18 protein-coding genes are annotated in these 19,016 nt (G+C 47.5%); 16 read left to right on the top strand and 2 right to left on the bottom strand.

Translation table 11 applies throughout. The annotated features are described in order from the left end of the window. Positions 1–337 precede the first annotated feature (337 nt). From Q0277_RS01585 to Q0277_RS01660, 16 genes are all read left to right on the top strand, one after another. Complete coding sequence (locus Q0277_RS01585; protein ID WP_297994875.1) at positions 338–1,027, top strand: response regulator transcription factor; 690 nt, start codon at positions 338–340, stop codon at positions 1,025–1,027. Continuing rightward, positions 1,017–2,435 carry a DUF3365 domain-containing protein gene (locus tag Q0277_RS01590; protein ID WP_297994916.1) on the top strand — a complete coding sequence of 473 codons (1,419 nt, stop codon included), beginning with the start codon at positions 1,017–1,019 and terminating at the stop codon, positions 2,433–2,435. The genes Q0277_RS01585 and Q0277_RS01590 overlap by 11 nt, the downstream gene beginning before the upstream one ends. A gap of 104 nt (positions 2,436–2,539) precedes the next feature. Then, positions 2,540–4,615 (top strand): cytochrome C, encoded by a 2,076-nt coding sequence (locus tag Q0277_RS01595; protein WP_297994878.1) that lies wholly within the window; start codon positions 2,540–2,542, stop codon positions 4,613–4,615. 51 nt (positions 4,616–4,666) lie between these two features. Further along, a complete protein-coding gene (locus Q0277_RS01600; RefSeq protein WP_297994881.1) occupies positions 4,667–5,440 on the top strand; it encodes an FKBP-type peptidyl-prolyl cis-trans isomerase N-terminal domain-containing protein in 774 nt (257 codons plus the stop codon). Between the two features lie 28 nt (positions 5,441–5,468). Beyond that, entirely contained in the window at positions 5,469–6,176 is a 708-nt protein-coding gene (locus Q0277_RS01605) for a 4Fe-4S dicluster domain-containing protein (RefSeq protein ID WP_297994883.1), read from the top strand. Position 6,177: 1 nt separating this feature from the next. Continuing rightward, positions 6,178–7,149 (top strand): NrfD/PsrC family molybdoenzyme membrane anchor subunit, encoded by a 972-nt coding sequence (nrfD, locus tag Q0277_RS01610; RefSeq protein WP_297994885.1) that lies wholly within the window; start codon positions 6,178–6,180, stop codon positions 7,147–7,149. Between the two features lie 15 nt (positions 7,150–7,164). After that, positions 7,165–9,861, top strand: coding sequence for a cytochrome c biogenesis protein ResB (locus tag Q0277_RS01615; protein ID WP_297994887.1), 2,697 nt, complete (start codon positions 7,165–7,167; stop codon positions 9,859–9,861). A 10-nt stretch (positions 9,862–9,871) separates the two neighbouring features. Further along, a complete protein-coding gene (locus Q0277_RS01620; RefSeq protein WP_297994889.1) occupies positions 9,872–10,705 on the top strand; it encodes a tetratricopeptide repeat protein in 834 nt (277 codons plus the stop codon). Between the two features lie 31 nt (positions 10,706–10,736). Continuing rightward, complete coding sequence (locus Q0277_RS01625; protein WP_297994891.1) at positions 10,737–11,861, top strand: nitrous oxide reductase accessory protein NosL; 1,125 nt, start codon at positions 10,737–10,739, stop codon at positions 11,859–11,861. Continuing rightward, a complete protein-coding gene (locus tag Q0277_RS01630; protein ID WP_297994894.1) occupies positions 11,858–12,046 on the top strand; it encodes a hypothetical protein in 189 nt (62 codons plus the stop codon). Before Q0277_RS01625 ends, Q0277_RS01630 begins: the two co-directional genes overlap by 4 nt. Beyond that, entirely contained in the window at positions 12,036–13,145 is a 1,110-nt protein-coding gene (locus Q0277_RS01635; RefSeq protein WP_297994896.1) for an FtsX-like permease family protein, read from the top strand. The genes Q0277_RS01630 and Q0277_RS01635 overlap by 11 nt, the downstream gene beginning before the upstream one ends. Next, positions 13,142–13,819: an ABC transporter ATP-binding protein gene (locus tag Q0277_RS01640; protein WP_297994900.1), complete on the top strand. Its 678-nt coding sequence runs from the start codon at positions 13,142–13,144 to the stop codon at positions 13,817–13,819. Before Q0277_RS01635 ends, Q0277_RS01640 begins: the two co-directional genes overlap by 4 nt. Next, positions 13,816–14,769 carry a hypothetical protein gene (locus Q0277_RS01645; protein ID WP_297994903.1) on the top strand — a complete coding sequence of 318 codons (954 nt, stop codon included), beginning with the start codon at positions 13,816–13,818 and terminating at the stop codon, positions 14,767–14,769. The genes Q0277_RS01640 and Q0277_RS01645 overlap by 4 nt, the downstream gene beginning before the upstream one ends. Next, entirely contained in the window at positions 14,766–15,275 is a 510-nt protein-coding gene (locus tag Q0277_RS01650; protein WP_005870878.1) for a hypothetical protein, read from the top strand. The genes Q0277_RS01645 and Q0277_RS01650 overlap by 4 nt, the downstream gene beginning before the upstream one ends. Before the next feature lie 515 nt (positions 15,276–15,790). After that, positions 15,791–16,612, top strand: a complete 822-nt coding sequence (locus Q0277_RS01655; RefSeq protein WP_297994906.1) for a DUF364 domain-containing protein — start codon at positions 15,791–15,793, stop codon at positions 16,610–16,612. A 136-nt stretch (positions 16,613–16,748) separates the two neighbouring features. Beyond that, complete coding sequence (locus Q0277_RS01660) at positions 16,749–17,432, top strand: alpha/beta hydrolase (protein WP_297994909.1); 684 nt, start codon at positions 16,749–16,751, stop codon at positions 17,430–17,432. Positions 17,433–17,908: 476 nt separating this feature from the next. On the opposite strand, the gene Q0277_RS01665 is transcribed toward Q0277_RS01660, so the two are convergent. Together Q0277_RS01665 and Q0277_RS01670 are read right to left on the bottom strand one after the other, a co-directional pair. Further along, positions 17,909–18,235, bottom strand: a complete 327-nt coding sequence (locus Q0277_RS01665) for a hypothetical protein (RefSeq protein WP_297994911.1) — start codon at positions 18,233–18,235, stop codon at positions 17,909–17,911. A 181-nt stretch (positions 18,236–18,416) separates the two neighbouring features. Further along, positions 18,417–19,016: hypothetical protein (locus Q0277_RS01670; protein WP_297994913.1), on the bottom strand; the 600-nt coding region annotated here is incomplete at its 5' end.

Genomic DNA, 19,016 nt, shown 5'->3' on the forward strand with positions numbered 1-19,016 from the left:
AGCTGATAGATCTTTATGATTTGATTGCCTTTGTCTGCGAAATGCATATGCAAGCACCTCTCAAATAAAATTTTACCGCCTTTCATATACCGCCTGCGAGGCGGTAAAATTTAATATCAAGCTTATCGCCCCGCCTTTTTATGTTCTTGTGATATTTTTATCCAACTTATGCAGGCACAAAGCTCGCACATATGCGGTTTGAGGTCTAAATTGGTGTGCAAACCGCTTTGGTATATTTTTTAACGTTAGTTTAATGCTAAATTTATATAATTTAAGCGAGTTATATTTTAAGAGACGATTAAGAATGAAATGCGCTAAACTTGGAGGCGGATAGAGTATGCAAGATTACGAATTATTGGATGTTTTGTCCAATAAAAGGGTTCTTTGCCTAGAGGATGAGCCCGGGATTTTAAAAAATATAATCGAATCGCTGCAGCTGTTTTTCGGCGAAGTAGTGGGGGTTAAGGACGGGTTGGAGGCGCTTGATGAGGCGATGAGCGGTTCGTACGACGCACTGGTTTTTGATATCGGTGTGCCGCATATGGACGGGCTAGAGGTCGTTAAAAAGATCCGTGCTGCTGGCATCTCGGTGCCGATCGTGATACTTTCGAGCCACACCGAGCAGGAGTATCTGTGGCGGGCGGTGGAGCTTAAGATCACTAGGTATCTGCCTAAGCCGTACGACAAAAACGCCTTTATAAAGGCGCTGCAAGACGTCGCTGCGGAGCTGATAAATCACACGCCGATATTTAGTATAAATGATGAGCTGAAGTATGATTTTGCCAAAAAGATCATCTACGTCAAAGACAGCGCCTGTCATCTTTCCAAAAGCGAGAGCAAGCTTTTGGAGTACTTCTTAGCGCGCAAAAATCAAACCGTAACCTACGAGCAGCTATTCGACTACATGTGGGAGTTCGAGCAGCCCAGCAAGGAGGCGATCAAGGCGATCGTCAAAGAGCTGCGCCGCAAGATCGGCAAGGACGTGATCAAAAATTTATATGCGGTGGGGTATCTCTTTGAAGTATAAATTTAAATTTATCGTAGCGCTTTTCGTGCTGCTATATATCGTAATTACGGCTTTGGTTTTTAACTTCTACCGCGAGCTTGCGCTAAAGGACACGAGGCGCGAGGCGTTTTATATCCTAGATATGATGAATGCGGTGCGCGATTACGTCTCGACCGTGCAGCGCCCGCTAATAAACGAGCTTAAAGAGAAAAAGCTTCTAAGCGAGGATTTTTTCGATCCGAGGCTAATGTCCTCGACCTACATAACGCGCGAAATTTATAAAATTCAGCTCGCCAAAAATCACATCAACTACGACTACAAGCTCGTCGCCACCGATCCGCTCAATCCCGAGCACGAAGGAAGCGAGTTTGAGAATGAAATTTTAGAGGGCTTTAAAGAAAATAGATACAAAGAATACTCCAGAGTCATCTATGATAAAGGTGGCGCCTCGTATCTTTTGAGCCTGCCGATAACAAACTCCCAGCCTTCGTGCACTGAGTGCCACAGCATCAACGCAGCGCCTAAAAAGATGCAAGAGCTCTACGGAGATGTGGGAAATTTCAAAGGCGGTCTAGGCGATACGATCGCGATGATAAGCTTTAAAATTCCGATAAAAAGCATTCTGCTCTATCACACCAAAGAGTTTGTCGTTAGCGGCCTAAGCTTGCTTGTAGTGTTTTTGATCTGCATATTTTGTATCTATAAAATTCACAAAAAAAACGCGACTTTAAAGATGCAAACTCAGCTTTTGCTGATAAATCAAAGCCGCCTCGCGCTCATGGGCGAGATGATCGGCAATATCTCGCACCAGTGGCGCCAGCCGCTGTCGCAGATCAGCTCTACGCTCATAAATTTAGAGCTTTACAACGAACGGGGCAAGCTCTCAAAAGAAAGGCTCGAGGGCGGCATCAGGGATGCGGGCGAGCAGGTAAAATTTATGAGCGATACGATCGAGGATTTTAAAAATTTCTTCAATCCGAACATGCCAAAGAAAGAATTTAGCGCCAGCGAGGCGATCGAGCAGGCGCGTAAAATTTTAAATGCCTCGCTTAAAAAGCACGTCATCGACATAAACGTGCGGATAGAGGAGAATTTCACGCTTTATGGCAACGTAAACGAGCTCATCCAGGTGCTAATAAACATTATAAACAACGCAAAGGAGGCGTTTTTGGACGTGCCGCTTAAACGGCGCGAGATTAAAATTCGCTCATTTTTAAAGCAGGGCGAGCGAGTAATCACGATCGAAAATAACGCAAGCCGCATCGATGAAGTGCAGCTAGATAAAATTTTTGAGCCGCACTTTACTACAAAGCAGCAGGGCAGCGGGCTAGGGCTATATATGAGCAAGATGATAATCGAAAAAAATGGAGGGAGCATAAGCGCTGCAAATTCTGACGAAGGCGCGATATTTACGATTGCTTTTCGTTAAATTTAGACTTCATTAAATTTCTCCCTTTTTCACCCTTTTTTGTTGATATTATTTCGAGCGTAGAACTTTGCTAATTTAAAATTTCGATTTTCAAAGGAGGAGCCATGAAAAAATGGAATAAGATGCTACTAGGCGTGCTAGCCTGTATTAGCATTTTTGCCGCAGGAGCCTGTGCTGATGAAGGCATGGGGCATGAGATGGAAATGTCGCAAAAATCGCGCGACGTCATCGCAAATCCTAAGGGCACGTTGCAAAGCAGAGGCGTCATATCCTTGCAGGACTACGTCGTAGAAGAGCGAGAGATGTATGACTGGCTATTTAAAAATCACCCGATTTTTACCAAATACGGCGGTAAGACGGTTGGTAAGATGGATGTTCACGACCGAGGTTTGGAGTGGCTTGCGGAAGGTCATGGATTTGACTTTTCAAAGGCGAGTAAAAGAGATGACGGCAAGGGCTATAGCTCTATGATGTATAGAATCCCTGCGGGCTCTTCTTTGCAATTTCCGAATAAATTCATAGGCCCTGAAAAATGCGGCGAGTGCCACCCTGCGCAGTATGAGACATGGAGCAGATCGCGCCACGCCACTACTATCCGCTTCCCGGGCGAGCACCCGGAGGTTAATAACAACCTAACCGATCCTGTATTTAGCCCAGATACGGCGTCGATCCTTCCAAAAGGTATTACCCCTGACGTAATTTATGCGACCGTGGGACATCTAAGGACAAAATTTGGCTACGTAGATGCGTGGCTTCTACGCGGAACCTATCACGTAGAGGGCGGCTTGCTAAGAGATGGTACCGGTCAAATCGTAGCCGGCGGCAACCAATTCCAAAGGACTTGGGCGTTAAATTTAGACGATGAGACGGTCAAAAAGATCAAAAAGATCGTTCCGGAATTCCCGGGCACGCTTGAGGAATACGGCGATAACGGCGGTTATGTAAGAGGTCTTGCGTCGTATGCTGCGAAATACAAAAAATCGATGTTTTTCCAAGCAAACAGCTCGTATTGCGAAGTCTGCCACCCATTCAAATTCGATTTTAAAACTAAAAAAGAATTCTATGCCGCTTTGGGTAACGCAAAAGAGCTTCAAAAGCACACTATCTCCAAGGGTATCACCTGTGAAGAGTGCCATGGAGCGGGCGGTCACCTTGACGGCGCTACAAATTTTAGAACCTCAAACTGCGAACGCTGCCACCAAAGATTTAACTATAGCCCTGATTTAGCTCGTGCTAATCCGCTAAACAACGGAAATCCCGATCTATCTCTTAGCTCTAAATTTAAATCTATGGGACCAGGCTGTGGCTCTGAGGGCTCTCAATCTTACTTTACCGCTCACTACGAGAAGGGTATGCGCTGCGTAACCTGCCACGATCCGCACGATAACACCGGACCGGTAGTTGGTGATAAAACCGTCAAGGGCGTAAATTATAACTCCGAGCAGGGCTATTTGAGCGCGTTTTATACAAAGCCTAAGATCACAAAAGAATGCAAAGACTGCCACCAAGAGCAAGCCTACATCGCCGCAAGAGCCGATACGCATAAAGACAATACCTGCGCATCTTGCCACATGCCGTTTATGATGAGCTGCGAGAACTTCTACGCTATTCAGTTTCAAGACAACGCGGGATTCGATACTCAAAGAAGATCGCACATCTGGAAGATCGACATCGATCCTGCTAGAAAATCTCTAGTCGCAGGCGATGCCGCTAAAGGTCCAAGAGATGCGAAAGATTGGCACTTCCAAAGAAATAAAGATGGACGAAATTTCGTCGATCTTATGTGGTCGTGCGCACGAACCTCGTGGGCGGATAAAGATATGCAAGATACCAAAGGCTGCCATAGCCCTGTCGTTTCCGAGCTAAAAGAGACACTTCACTTCAAGAACCAAAAGCAGGTTTACGATGAGGTTATGGGCTGGCAAACTCCAATTAAGAGCGACTTCTCGCAGGTTAAGATCGGTATTCAGGGAATTTACTCGATCCTTGAGACCAAAAAGCTTGACTCCAGCGATAAAACTCGCGTTTACGAGCTAATCGAAAAAGCTCAAGATACCGTCGATCTTATCGAAAAAGACGGCTCATGGGGTATGCACGGCTTTAAATATACTAAACAAAGGCTAGAGGCCGCTAAAGAGTATATTAAAGAGGCTCAAAGAATTCTAAATAATAATTTATAATTCTTTCGGGGTCGCGTAAGCTCGCGGCCCCGAAATTTAAAAGGCAAATGTATGCAAAAAAGACTAAAAATTTTCTTGCCTATCGTTTTGGCAAGCTGCGCGTTGGGCGCGAATTTAACTACGCAAGAACAAAAAGAATCTTATAGCATCGGAGCTTCTACCGGAAGCTATGTTTCAAACCAGCTGCATTCACAAGCCGCATTAGGCGTCAAGTACGACTTAGATGCGGTGATAGAGGGGTTTTTGGACGCTCTTAAAAAGCAGCAGAAGCTAAAAGATGAGGAAATTATTGCGCTTTTGAATCAAAGAGCCGATAAATTAAATAAGATCGTAGAAACAAATTCCAAAGCGGAGCTTGATAAAAATTTAAAAGCAGGCAAGGAATTCATGGCGAAAAATGCCAAAAATCCGGACGTTAAAACCACAAAGTCCGGTCTTCAATATGAAATTCTAAAGCTAGGTATGGGCGAAAAGCCAAAGCCTGAGAGCGTAGTGGTGATGAACTACAAGGCGTATTTGACGAACGGTAGCGTATTTGACGATACTTTCGCATCTAAAATTCCGGCGCATCTTTCTATGATAGGCTTAATCGACGGATTGCGCGAGGGGTTGCTTTTGATGAATACGGGCTCGAAATATAAATTTACAATCCCTAGTAATTTAGCCTACGGCAACGTGGACGTAGATAGAATTCCTGCGGGTTCTGTGGTGATTTTTGAAGCCGAACTACTAAAAGTTTTAAAGCCCGGCGAGCTTGCCGAAGCGGCGAAAAAACTTAGCGAGAGCGAGGCTAAAAGCTTTCACGACGCGAACAAAACGAAGTAGTTTTGCTTAAATTTAGTCGGAGGAGAATATGCAAAAGCAAAGAAGAAATTTTATAAAATCCGCCGCACTCGGCTCTTTGGGGCTCGGCGCAATCGCCTCAAGCTTGCTCGCACAAAACGGCACAGATAAAAGTGCGCAAGATGTAAACGCAAGTGCTAAAAAGCAAGAGCCGAAAAAGCCGCACTACGGCATGATCTTCGATCAGAACAAATGCGTGGGCTGCACCGACTGCGAAATCGCCTGTAAAAAGGTAAATTCGGTTCCGAAAGGTCAAATGAGGCTTTTTATCCAGGATAAAACCGATCCGCTAAATTTGAAAGAAAAGCGCTATGTTAGAGTATCTTGTCAGCAGTGCGAGGACGCGCCGTGCGTAAAAGTCTGTCCGACGAAAGCCTGCCACAAGGATGAAAAAACCGGCATCACGACTATGAACACCGACGATTGCATCGCCTGTAAATACTGCATCGTCGCCTGCCCTTACGACGTGCGCTTTATAAATCACGAAACAAGAGCCGCAGAGAGCTGCAACTTCTGCTTAGATACAAATTTAAAAGACGGCCATGAGCCGGCCTGCATCGAGGCATGCAGATACGAGGCGATCGTATTCGGCGATCTAAACGACGAAAGCTCGCACATCAGCAAGCTACTTCGCGTAAAAGACAGCCTGCGAATGCGCCCGGAGTGCGGCACGAAGCCGAGCCTGCGCTATATTCCTGCGGTAAAACTAGGAGTGTGATATGAACGGAGCTATAAATTTCACTGCGACCTTCTCGCACGGCGTAGAGTGGGGCTGGCCGATAGCGGTTTATCTTTTGCTAGCGGGCATGAGCGGCGGCGCTTTGATCGTCGCGATCCTCATCAAATTTTACAAAAAACAGACCGAAAGCACGCCGCTATTTAAAGCTGCATCATTGCTATCTTTCGTCACGATTTTACTCGGTATGGTTTGCTTAGTAGCCGATCTTGAGCGACCGCTACTTTTCTGGAAAATTTTGATCAACTACAACTTCACCTCGGTTATGTCCGTGGGCGTGGCGGCGCTTTGCGTCTATATCCCGCTTAGCTTCGTAGCCTGCCTTTATGCGTTTGAAGCTGATCTTAGCGGATTTTTATCGCGCAGACTTACTTTTTTAAAAGGGCTTTTCACGCTCGTAATGAAAATTTTAAACGCGCTTCGTCCGCTGCTTCTTGCGCTTGCGCTTGTTTTTGCGGTCGCGATCTGCGCCTATACGGGCTTTTTGATCTCGGTTTTAGTTAGATTTCCTATCCTTAATACCGCCGTTTTACCTGCGCTTTTCGTGGCGTCGGGCCTATCTGCTGGCATCGCAGGCTCAAGCCTAATAGCCGCGCTTTTCTTTAAAGCGGACCCGCACGGCGGCGATCTAAAAACCTTGCATGCTGTCGAGTGGCCGGTTTTGGCGATGGAAATTTTACTAATAGGCATGATTTTCGTCTCGCTCATCACGGGCAGCGACGTGCAAAAAGCCGCCAGCGTCGCATTTAGCGAAGGCGTTTACGCTCAGCTATTTTGGCTAGGCGTCGTTGGCGTAGGTTTTTGCGTACCGCTAGTTTTAAATTTCGCACTGGGCAAAAAGATCGCCCACACCGCGTTTGCGTTCTACGCGAGCGCACTAGCTAGCGTCATGGGCGTGCTACTTCTTAGGATGTTTATTTTGTATGCGGGACAAACTTACGATATAATTATGTAAAACTGCGGAGGGTTAATGAGCGCGCTAAAAATATTAAAATTTTTCATTTCTTACAAACTCGCGCTCTGCCTCCTTTTTATCCTAGCCGCAGGTGCCGGCGTCGCGACCTTTCTAGAGAGCATTTACGATACGCAAACGGCTAAAATTTTAGTCTATGAGGCGCGCTGGTACGAGTGCGTCATGGGTGCTACGACGCTTTGCCTGCTCGGCATTATAATTAAAACCAAAATGTGGTACCGCTTCGGCTCTTTCGTGCTTCATGCGGCATTTATCGTTATCTTTATCGGCGCGGCGCTGACGCGCTATTTCGGCACCGAGGGCGTGCTGCACGTAAGAGCGGGCGAGAGCGAAAACGAGATGGTAAGCGTCAAGCCATACTTGCAAATCCGCACGCAAGACGCGCTGTTTGAGCACCCGCTAAATTTAAGCCAAATTGGCGATAACGATTTTAGCTTCACGCAAAGTATAAATTCTAAAAACTTCACCGTCAAATTTAGCTCCTATAAACCCGCGCCCAAAGGCGAGCAGGGCACGCTTGCGGTAAAAGCGGGCTTTGAGGGCGGAAGCGAGCAAGAAGCGCAGCTGCGCGGCGGCGCTGGCTGGCTGGGCGAACCTAAAATTTTAAACTTTGACGGCGAGGAGATAATGCTAAGCTGGGGCTCGAAGCTCATAGAGCTTCCGTTTGCGGTAAAGCTTTTGAAATTTAAGCTCGAGCGCTACCCCGGCTCGCAAAGCCCGTCTTCTTACGCAAGCGACGTTGAAATTTTAAAAGAGGGTAAGAGCGCGGGAGAGCATGAAATTTATATGAACCACCCGCTAAACTTTGGCGGCTTTAAGCTCTTTCAATCCTCTTACGACACGGACGAGCTAGGCACGGTGCTGGAGCTTAATCGCGATCCGGGTAAAATCCCCACTTATTTCGGCTATTTTCTACTTTGCGTCGGATTTATCGGCAATCTTTTTACTGCAGGCAGCAGGTTTAAAAAGCTCGCTAAATTTATCAAAAACAATGTGCCCGCCGCGCTGCTTCTAATAGCGCCGCTTTTTTTCGGCATTGAGCTTCGCGCCGCGGATGAAAACTATCTGCAAAACCTTAAAGCTAACTCGCGCGTTCACGCAAACGGCGCGTTTGCAGAGCTCTTGGTGCAAGATTATATGGGCAGGATCAAGCCGCTTAGCACCGAAGCAAGCGAGATCGTAAATAAAATTTCGGGCACGGACTCACTTTGCGGCTTAAGCGCCGAGCAGATGATCCTAGGAATGAGCCTAAATCCCGCGTTTTGGCGCGATCAAAAGATCATCAAGATCAAAAACGACGAGATCAAAAAGATGCTGGGCTTAGCGCCGCAGGAGCGATATGCGAGCTTTAATTCGGTCTTTGATGAAAACGGCAACTACAAGCTCGCCCACGCCCTGGACGAAGCGAATGAAAAAAGCGCCTCGCGCCGCGGCGTGCTCGATAATGAGCTAATTAAATTCGACGAGCGGCTAAATATCGCGTATCTGACCTTTAGAGGGGTATTTTTTAAATTTATCCCCGTGCCGAACGATCCGCAAAACACCTGGCTCTCGCCGAACGACGCCTTCGCGGATTATAGTATCGCTCCGCAGATCAAAGGCGTGCTAAACGACTATCTAAATGGCTTGCAAGATGGAATTTCGGATAATGATTGGGCTAAAGCGGATGCAGCGTTAGCGGAGCTGAAAAACTACCAAAGAGCCACCTCGGCAGCTATTCTTCCAAGCGTTAGCCGCGTCAAGGCCGAGGTGTTTTACAACAAAGCTTCGGTTTTCAAAAAGCTCGTTTATTGCTATATGATCCTAGGCGGCGTAGCTCTAATATTGGCGCTTTTGGGCGCGCTTTGCGGCAAGCGCTTCGCGCTCGCGCAAAAAATTTTATTCGCAGCCTTTGCCACAAGCTTTGCGGCACATACCCTCGCGCTTGCGTTGCGCTGGTATGTCGCGGCTCACGCGCCGTGGAGCGATAGCTATGAGTCGATGATCTACATCGGTTGGTCGGCGGCGCTTGCCGGGATTATATTTTTTAGAAAGTCCCTGCTTACGCTAAGCGCGAGCTGCCTGCTAGCCAGCATCGTAATGCTAGTAGCGCATATGAGCTTCGTAAATCCGCAGATTACCAACCTCGTGCCGGTGCTAAAGTCCTATTGGCTTAGCATCCACGTCTCGGTTATTACCGCAAGCTATGGGTTTTTAGGGCTTAGCTGCCTGCTTGGGCTTTTGGCTCTTATTTTGATGGCACTTAAAAATGGCGCCAATCGCGAGCGGCTTAACGCTCAGATCAGATATATAACGGCGATCAACGAGATCAGCCTCATCGTGGGGCTTTCGATGCTGACGCTAGGAAATTTCTTCGGTCGAAAACAATTGCGAATGAGGAAGAAGCTGCGGGGCGGGACAGTATGGGATAGCAAAGAGACCTGGTCGTATGTCTCGATCATCGTCTATGCGATCGTGCTGCATCTAAAATTTATCCCGAAGCTCGGCTCGGTCTATGTTTATTGCGTGAGCTCGACGCTCGCGTATAGCTCGATCATAATGACCTATTTCGGCGTAAATTTCTACCTCACCGGCATGCACTCTTACGCCGCGGGAGACGCACCGCATATACCCGCGCCGTTTTATTGTATAATAGCGGCGATCTTTTTAATAATCACTCTTGCCTTCAGGGGCAGGGACGTAAAAACGATATAAAGGAGTAAATTTGAAAAAATTTCTAATAGCGTTAGCCTTGGCGGCCGCGGCAAACGCGGGCTTTATCAGCGAGGGCATTCAAGCTCAGCAAAGCGGCGATCATAAAAAACTCGCAGAAATTTACGAGCGAGCGTGCGGTTTGGAAAATAAAGCTTCGGGCTGCTATAATCTAGCCGTTTTGTATTTTGAGGGCACCGGCAACGTAGAGAAAAATTTCGAAAAAGCGATCAGCCTCTACGAGAAGGCATGCAGCGCTAAATTTGCGCTTGCGTGCAATAATCTAGGCTATATCTACGAAAGCGGCAACGGCGCGGATCAAAATTTTACCAAAGCCGCGGCTTATTACGAAAAAGCCTGCAAAGATAACGAAGGCTGCACCTCGCTCGGGCTTTTATACGCAAACGGCGCCGGGCTCGCAAAAGACGTCGCTAAGGCGGCGAGCCTTTATGAGAAGGCCTGCACCTACGGCGATATGATGGGCTGCAACAACCTGGGCTATCTGTATCTAAAGGGCGAAGGCGTGCAGCAAAGCTTCGCAAAGGCTAAAATTTTTTACGAAAAGGCTTGCGGCGGCGACATCGGCATCGGCTGCAACAATCTAGGTTATCTATACGCCTTCGGACAGGGAGTGGATCAGGATTATAAGCAGGCAAAGCAGCAGTATGAAAAGGCGTGCAACCTCGGCCACTTCGACGGCTGCAATAACCTAGCCATAATGTACGCAGAAGGAAAAGGAGTGAGGTCCGATAACGCCAAAGCAAAAGAGTTTTTCAAAAAAAGCTGCGACGGCGGCATCAAGATGGGATGCGAGAATTTGGAATTTTTAAACTCGATTAGTAAGTAAATTTAAAACATCAAATTTTTAAGGAGATAGTATGATTTTACGTTCTATTTTGGCTTCGGCTGCGCTTGTTGCGCTCGTTTGCGGTGCCTCCATGGATGGGGCTAATAAGTCGGCAAATCCTATGTTTCAAAGCGTGGATCCTAGCAAGGCTACGCTTGTAGGAAGCGGCGAGGGCAAAGAATACTGCGCTGTTTGTGGAATGAATTTGGTAAAATTTTATAAAACCAACCACGTTTGGAACGGCAAGCAAGTAGCTTCTCTGCACTGCTTGTACGAGCTAACGGAGGGAAAAATTCCAAGCGATGCGCAGGTCGTCGATACGAAAAATCTAAATTTTATCGACGTAAATAAAGCCTTTTACGTCGTGGGCAGCAAGGTCAAAGGCACGATGACGCGCAATAGCAAATACGCCTTTTCAACCGAGGCCGATGCGAAGGAATTTCAAGCCGAAAACGGCGGCGAGATAGTAAACTTTGCCAAAGCCTACGAGATCGCGGGACAGGACTTTGAGGGCGATAACAAGATGATCAAAGCCAAACGCGAGGGCGGCGTTTACGCGCACGGCAAAGAATTTTATGAGACAAACTGCGCTAAAACCGAAGCGAAAAACTTCAAAGCCATCTCCGAGCTTAAAGCTCATCTCAAAAATGTTTGCGACGCAAAGGGCGCGAGCAAGGAGCCTGAGTACGACAAGCACCTACAAGCCGCAGCGCTATATTTGTGGGATGCACCGGCAAATTTAGGCAGCAGCGGTAAAGATACAAAAGCGAAAAAGCCTGAAAAGATCGTCGTGCCGCAAGGCGCTAAATGCCCGGTATGCGGCATGCTAGTGGGTAAAAACCCTAACTGGGCGGCGATGATAGAGGTTCAAGGCGGCGAGAATTTGTATTTTGACGGCGTGAAAGATATGATGAAATACTACTTCCAAAAGGGCAAGAGCTTTGATAAAATTTACGTAACCGACTACTACAAGTTACACAAGATCGATGCTAAAAGCGCCTTTTTCGTGCTCGGCTCCAATGTCTTAGGGCCGATGGGCGACGAGCTTATTCCGTTTGATAGCGAGAGCGCGGCTAAGACCTTCGCTAAAGATCACGGGGGCAAGAGCGTACTTAAATTTGACGAAATTCAAGAGAGCGTAATAGAAGGGCTATGAGGCTCATTTGCGCTTTAACGATTTTTTTTGCCGCCCTTTACGCGCTCATTGCGGTGCATTATGTAAGCTTTGATCGCGCAAAGGGCGAGCAGTGTCTGCAAAAGCTAGCGCGCGAGATAAAGGACGTGCGGCTCTCAAGCAGCTTTAAGAGCAAGGCCTACGCGGAGTTCGTCTATGATAAGTAAAAACTTCATCGACTACTCCGTAACTCTGCTGCGAAAAGACAGAGCCGATCACGCTTTTAGCTTCGCGATCTTTGCATTTATCGTTTTTATTTTAAGCTCGGTGCTTTTCATCTCGGGCTCCATTCAAAACGATCTTGAAAAGGTCATCAAGCTCAGACCCGACATCGTAGTAGAGGCTCTGCGCGCGGGCAAACGCGATCTGATGCACGACGGCTATATCTACGACATTTCTAAAATCGCGGGCGTCAGCGAAGTGCAGGGCGCCGTGGACGGGATGTATTACTTCGCTCAAAAGCGTGTTTGGTTTCATATCGTAGGCGACGAAAGCCTGAGCGAAAACGAAATGATCGTAGGCGAGGGGGTAAAAGCGGCGATGGGCGAATGGTACTACGAGGACGAGTTTCACTTCTTGACCGAACAGCGCCTAATCGCGATTAAGATCAATAAAATTTCGCCGCACGAAAGCAGCATCGTCTCAAACGACGTGATCTATCTCAACCCCGATACCGCGCGCGAGGTGCTAAGCCTGAAGGAAGGCGAATACACTAAGCTCTACGTAAGCGTGCCCAATCCCAACGAAGTAAGCGAAGTAGCGCTTAAGATCGTAAATTTATACCCCAACACGCAAGCCCTTAGCGCGGAGGACGCGGTAGCCGAAGTAAGGCATCTGTATTATTACAAGGGTGGAATTTTTATGGTGCTTTACGCCGTGGCGATGATCTCGTTTTTCATCTTGCTGAAAAATCAAATTTCGCTCGCATACGGCGAGAAGAAAAAGGAGATCGCGATCTTGCGCAGCATCGGCTTTTGTATAAAAGACATCATCGCGATGAAATTTATCCAAAATTTCATCGTCTCGCTAAGCGCTTATCTACTCGGCGTCGCGGGCGCCTATGCTTATGTTTTTATCCTGGATGCGCCGCTTTTGCGCGATATATTCTTAGGCGGCGAGCTGCGAAATTTCATCACCTTCACGCCTGCGATAAATTTTAATATGCTCTTTTTGATCTTCGTCTTTAGCGTGATCCCGTTTTTAGCCTTCGTCATCATCCCATCCTGGCGCATCGCTATCGGCGATATGAGCGAGGCGGTCAAATGAGCAAGATAGAGATTAAGCAGCTTTGCAAAATTTACAACGAGGGCAGGGCGAATGAGTTTCGCGCTTTAAAAAACATAAGCCTAAGCGTCGAAGAGGGGCAGATCGTAATCTTAAAAGGGGTCAGCGGCAGCGGCAAAAGCACGCTTCTATCCATCATAGGCGCGCTTGCTAAGCCGAGTAGCGGCGAGGTTTTAGTGGACGGCGCAAACGTTTCCAAGCTCGCCGATATCGAAAGCTCCGCGTATCGCCATAAAAAAATCGGCTTTATCTTTCAATCTTTCAACCTGCTTGAGGCGCTTAGCGTCTATAAAAACGTCCTTGCGCCGCTTAGTCTTGAGCGGCTGAGCAGGGATGAGCTTAGCGCGCGCATAGATGAAGCGATGCAGATTGCTAATATCGCGCATAAAAAAGACCAGATCGTCTCGAGCCTCAGCGGCGGCGAGAAGCAGCGCTGCGCTATCGCAAGGGCGCTCGTGATGAATCCACAGATTATCTTAGCCGACGAGCCGACGGCAAATTTAGACAAACAAAACTCGCTCGGCTTTATCGAGATGCTTTCAAAGCTCAAAGAGCTTAAAAAAACCGTTTTGATCGCGACGCACGACATACTCTTTGACGAGCTGGATTTCGTGGATCGATACGTGTTTTTAAAAGACGGAGAAATTTCAGCATGAGCGTATTTTTATCGGGTAGCGTGATTGCGTTTTTGGCCGTGGAGCTGATCGTAATAGCGCTGATGGCGATCTCGCAGTTTCATATCGTGCGGATCATGCGCTACTGGGACTTTAACGCCACCTCAAATTTACAATACGCCCTGGAGAAAAGAAACTATCTCATCAACACCATTTTGTTTTTCACGATAGCGTGCAAGATCATTTTGTTTATATTTTTCGCGCTCTGCTTAAACGAGCTCTCTTCGGTCGTGCCCGGCGCAATGTGCTCCGCAGGCGTCGTGGGCTCGAACCGCTACGGCAACATCCTGCTGCTTTTAAAAATTTTACTGATCTTTGGCTTTGGGCTCTGGCTTATTTTAAACAGTCTCGATCTTAAAGCGGGCAAATTTCCCTATCTAAAGCGCAAATACCTGATCTTTACCATCCTTTTTACGGGTGTTTTGACGGAGTTTATTTTAGAAATTCTATTTTTTACCAATATCCCGCTGCGCGTGCCGGTGTTTTGCTGCTCGGTCGTATTTCGCGCGCCGAAGCTCCCGTTCGGCTATACGCAGGCGCTTTTGGCGACTTTTTTCTACGCGATATTAGGCGCCATTTTGGTCTTAAATTTCTTAAAACAGTCGATGGCGAGCTTTGCTCTGAATTTGCTCTTTTTATTCGTCGCATACTACGCGATCACCTATTTTTTCGGGCTTTACGTTTATGAGCAGCCCAATCACAAATGCCCGTATTGCATGCTTTTGAAGGATTACTACTTCGTCGGCTATGCGATCTGGGGCTCGCTGTTTTTGGGCATATTTTTCGGCATCGTGCCGTTTTTAACGGAGCTCATCACTAAGCGCGCCTACACCCACCTGCTTAAATACTCCTCGTTCTGGCTCATTCTAAACGCGCTTATCTGCAGCGCCTACGTCGTCAAATACTACTTCGTGCGGGGCGCGCTGCTATGATTAAGAAAATTTTTGCCGCGGTTTTGCTCGCCTGCGTGATGGGGCTGCTCATATCGTCTATGGATATAGCCGAATCCAAAATTTCCGTCCGCCACGGCAACACGGATAAGCAGCCGCTGCAGATCGAATTCGGCAAATATCTATGCCACGAGAGCGGCACGGTGATAAACGATCTGTACAACACCGCCCAGGCCGTTATGCCAAACGGCGATACATATTTTTTCAACGACATCGCAAACGTCTTTATGTGGCTGATGCGGCAAAAAAACAAAGATGAGATCGTGGTGTGGGTTTATTCGCAAGACACCGAAAAATACATCATCGCCAAGGACGCCTGGTACTCGCGCGTCGAGATTACGCCGATGGGCTACGGCTTTGGGGCGTATGAGTTTCACAACTACGGCAGGAGCGACTACTACTACGACGAGATCGTGCTGTGCGCCGCTCGCGGCGAAACGCTGCTAAATCCGCTCATCAACATCCTGCTTTCGGAAAATAAAATTTAGCCTCGCGGCGGATGGAAAATGAAATTTGATCCTGCAATGGATGGGAAATAAAATTTAACCCTTCGGCAGGTAGAAATAAAATTTAACTCCGCAGCGGGTACGACTTGTCGCAGATACGGCTCGTCGTTTGAATTTTATTCGCGCCCGCACCTTTTATTAAATTTTACCCGCTGCTGTTTTCGTTGAATTTAGCTCGCGTCCATTCGTCTTAATTGAAATTTAGCCCGCCCGACTCAAACTCTTACTTATCCGCTCTTATGGAATTTAGCTCGCATTGCCTGCTCGCATCGGCTTGCTCTCGTTAAATTTGATCCGTCCGTGCCGCGCTTTTAAAATTCCAAGCCGCAACGATACGCGCTCGCTACGTAAAATTTTATCTCGCGCTAGCCGCTTGCGTTAAATTTAGCTCGCGTCTGCTTGGGCGTCGCCGCTCGCGCGATCAATAAATTTATATCAATACGGGCGCCGAAATTTTAAGCTATAATGGCGCTAAATTCCACATTAAAGGAGCGAAAATGAGCGAAATTTTAGATCAGACGCTGGAGTGCGCGAAAGAAATTTTAGGCGCCCAGGCGCTGGAACTTAAGATCGAGCGCGCGGTCGTGGGGTTGTTTTTTAGCGGCGTGAAGCTGAGCGGAGGCGCGTGCGGGCTTAGCTATACGCCGCTAAAGTCCCTATCGGGCGCCGTTTGCTGCCCCTCGCAAGCAAGCGTGATGCCCGATTCTGGCAATATCGCAGGCAGGAGCGTGCGCTATCTGCTGCGCGATCTGGGCTCTGCCGCGCCGCTTAAAAAGACGCTCGCGCTTGCCGCGCTAAATGCGCTAGGCAGGGCGTGTTTCGATAAAATCCGCGCCGATTACGACGTGAAATTCGGCGCCGATCCCTTTGAGCAGCTGCGGATTGAGCGCGGAAGCTTTAGCGTCGTCGTGGGCGCGCTGGTGCCCCACATCAAGACGTTGATGAAAAATGGCGCGGATTTTAAAATTTTAGAGCTTGACAAAAGCACGCTCAAAGAGGCGGAGCTGCCGTTTTACCTGCCTGCAAGCGAGGCCGCAAGCGTCGTGCCGCGCGCCGATAACGTGATAATCACGGCTACGACGCTCATCAACGACACGCTGGGTGGGCTTTTGCGCCTGAAAAAAAGCGGCGCCAAGCTAGTGCTCGTGGGGCCCACCACGCCGCTACTGCCGCAGGCGCTGTTTGAGCGCGGCGTGGACTTTGCGGGCGGCACGCTCGTGCGAGATGCCGACGCGGTGCTCGATATCATCGCGCAGGCAGGCTCGGGGTATCACTTTTTGGGTAAATTTGCCGATAAAATCACTATCTGCAAGGGTTAGGGCGCGGATTGAAATTTTAAAATTCTGCGCGCAAGCGGCTTTGCCGCGAATCTTTATAGATCTACGCGAACGTTTTAAGAGGTCTTTTTTAAAAAACGATGTAAAATGTCCGCTTTAGAAATGAGAGGAGCTATAGATGAATAGCAAAAGACGAAATGCGATGAAATTTAGCTTGGCGTGCGCAGCTTCGCTACTTTGCGTCGGTACCGCCTCGTTTGGGGTGAGCTTAAATTCGAAGGAGAAAAATATGCAAAAGTGCGTCTATATCGTGCACGGCTACGATGCTTCGCCTAAAAGCCATTGGTTTGCTTGGCTCAAAGGCGAGATCGAAGAATCGGGCGCAAGGGTGGAAATTTTAGCGATGCCTACGCCTGCGCATCCGAGGCTTGATGAGTGGCTGAAAACTCTACGCGAAAGCGTAAAATTTGAAGGCGAAGTTTATCTGGTCGGACACAGCCTCGGCTGCCCTACGATCTTAAATTTCTTACAAAGTAGCGCCGCAAGCGGCGCAGTAGATGGCGTAGTGCTGGTCTCGGGGCTTGCAAAGCCGCTTAGCGATCCGCAATTTAAAATTTTAGACGAGTTTATGGATAAAGGCTTTGATTTTGAGCGCATAAAAGCCGCCGCAAAACAGCGCGCGGCGGTTGCTGCAAAGGACGATTATATCGTGCCGTTTAGCTTCAGCCGCGAGCTAGCGGGGCAGATGGACGCTAAGTTTTACGAGGTGCAAAAGGGCGGGCATTTTTTGGATAGAGACGGCTTTGCGAAGCTTGATCTCGTGTATGAAATTTTAGAAAAAATGATGGAATTAAAGGGCTAGGCTTTGGGCAAACGCGCCCGCGCCCGCTAGCCCGGTTTTTTTGCATTTGAGTTCGCCGCTCGCATTTTTCTCTGCTAAAGCTCGGATTTGCTTCGCGGCTAAGATAGGGGTCTCGTCTTTAGCCTGCCGAAGGCCCCGCTGCCGCATAAATAAATAGATAAGCCTGCGGCGTAATCGTCGTTTGTGAGGCGAGTTCCGCGCGGTTTTAAAATTTTCAAGCGCCGCAGCGGCATAAGGGTATTCTGCGCAAATGTCAAAATGCGACGGCAAGTAGGTTTCGGGTTACGGCGAGATAAAATTTAAAGAGCGCGCCGGAGCTTTTGCGACGATGAAATTTTAAAATTTTAAAGCAAGCGGGACGATGAAATTTCAAATCTCGCTTGGCCCGCGCGGGCTAAATCCGTGCCTAAGCCCGTGCTGCGCGAGAGATAAAATTTAGCGGGCGCGAAAGACGCATAAGTTTGGCTTTCTTTTCGTTAAACATATGAAATTACAAAAACGATCGGGCAAAAGGGCACGAACGCAAATACAAACGGCGCGCTCCAGCTGGTAGCCTGCTCGCCCCAAAAATATCTCTCCGCCAAGCACGCCAAAAAGCTGACGTAAAAAGCGCCGAGCGATAAATTTTCTACTGCAAAAAGCAGTAAACTAAGATTTGGATTTTTAACAAAAAGCTTGCTTAGCTTAAAGTTTTTATACCTTTTGAACAAATACCAAAGCAGCGCACAAGCCAAAATCGCAAATTCTGCCGCAAAAACGGCGATTCTTAGCGCGCCCGCCAAAGGCAAAACCGCTAAAATCAAAGCCGCCCGCCCACCTATAAAACTAAGCCGATCAGGCCCGCCGCCCGCTAAGAGAGCAAGAAAACCACCCGCTAAGCGAGCAAATATCTCGCCGCCCTGTAAAATTTAAATTTATACCTTTGCTCCGCATTCATCGGTCTTAAGTCCCTTAAATTTTTTAACAAAATTCATATTAGAGAATTTAGCGCCTCTCTATATCTCTACCACCCAAATAATATTCTTCCAGCGGATAATTTATATTGCCGCAGTTATCAAATTTAAAACCTTTTCCGATACCAACTACGGCATTTTTTCTCTCTTTATAGTATTTCTTCACGATAATAAAATTTCCTCTCTCTCTCGTATCGCACAGATACTCCGAATGGTTAAATTGCATATAATTGCCGTTAAATATAGCGAATTTATCAAGGAGCAAAGTGCCAGTAACATCATTCTCGCTACCATCTATTCCAACTATCGGTCTATCAAATCCAACGCTCATATCTTTCAAATTTATTTTTAGATATTTCTTTGGATCGGTTTTTTTAGCCTTTAGCTCTTTCATCAGTATCTCCTCCGTCGTTTTTCCCTCTTGATAATATTTTTCCAATACTTCAAAACAATTTGACAAGTTTATATTTTCTAGTTCGTAGTATGCAACCTCATATCTACTGGACCAAAGACTACCGAAGGTTTTCAACCTATAAGCATCGATCATTTGGTATAATTTCACATTATTATCTAAATATGCTCCTCCCACTTTTTTATACAACTCCTCTTTGGGTAAAATTCTATCCTCTTT

Source organism: uncultured Campylobacter sp. (assembly GCF_938030815.1).
In the GTDB taxonomy this organism is placed as follows: domain Bacteria; phylum Campylobacterota; class Campylobacteria; order Campylobacterales; family Campylobacteraceae; genus Campylobacter_B.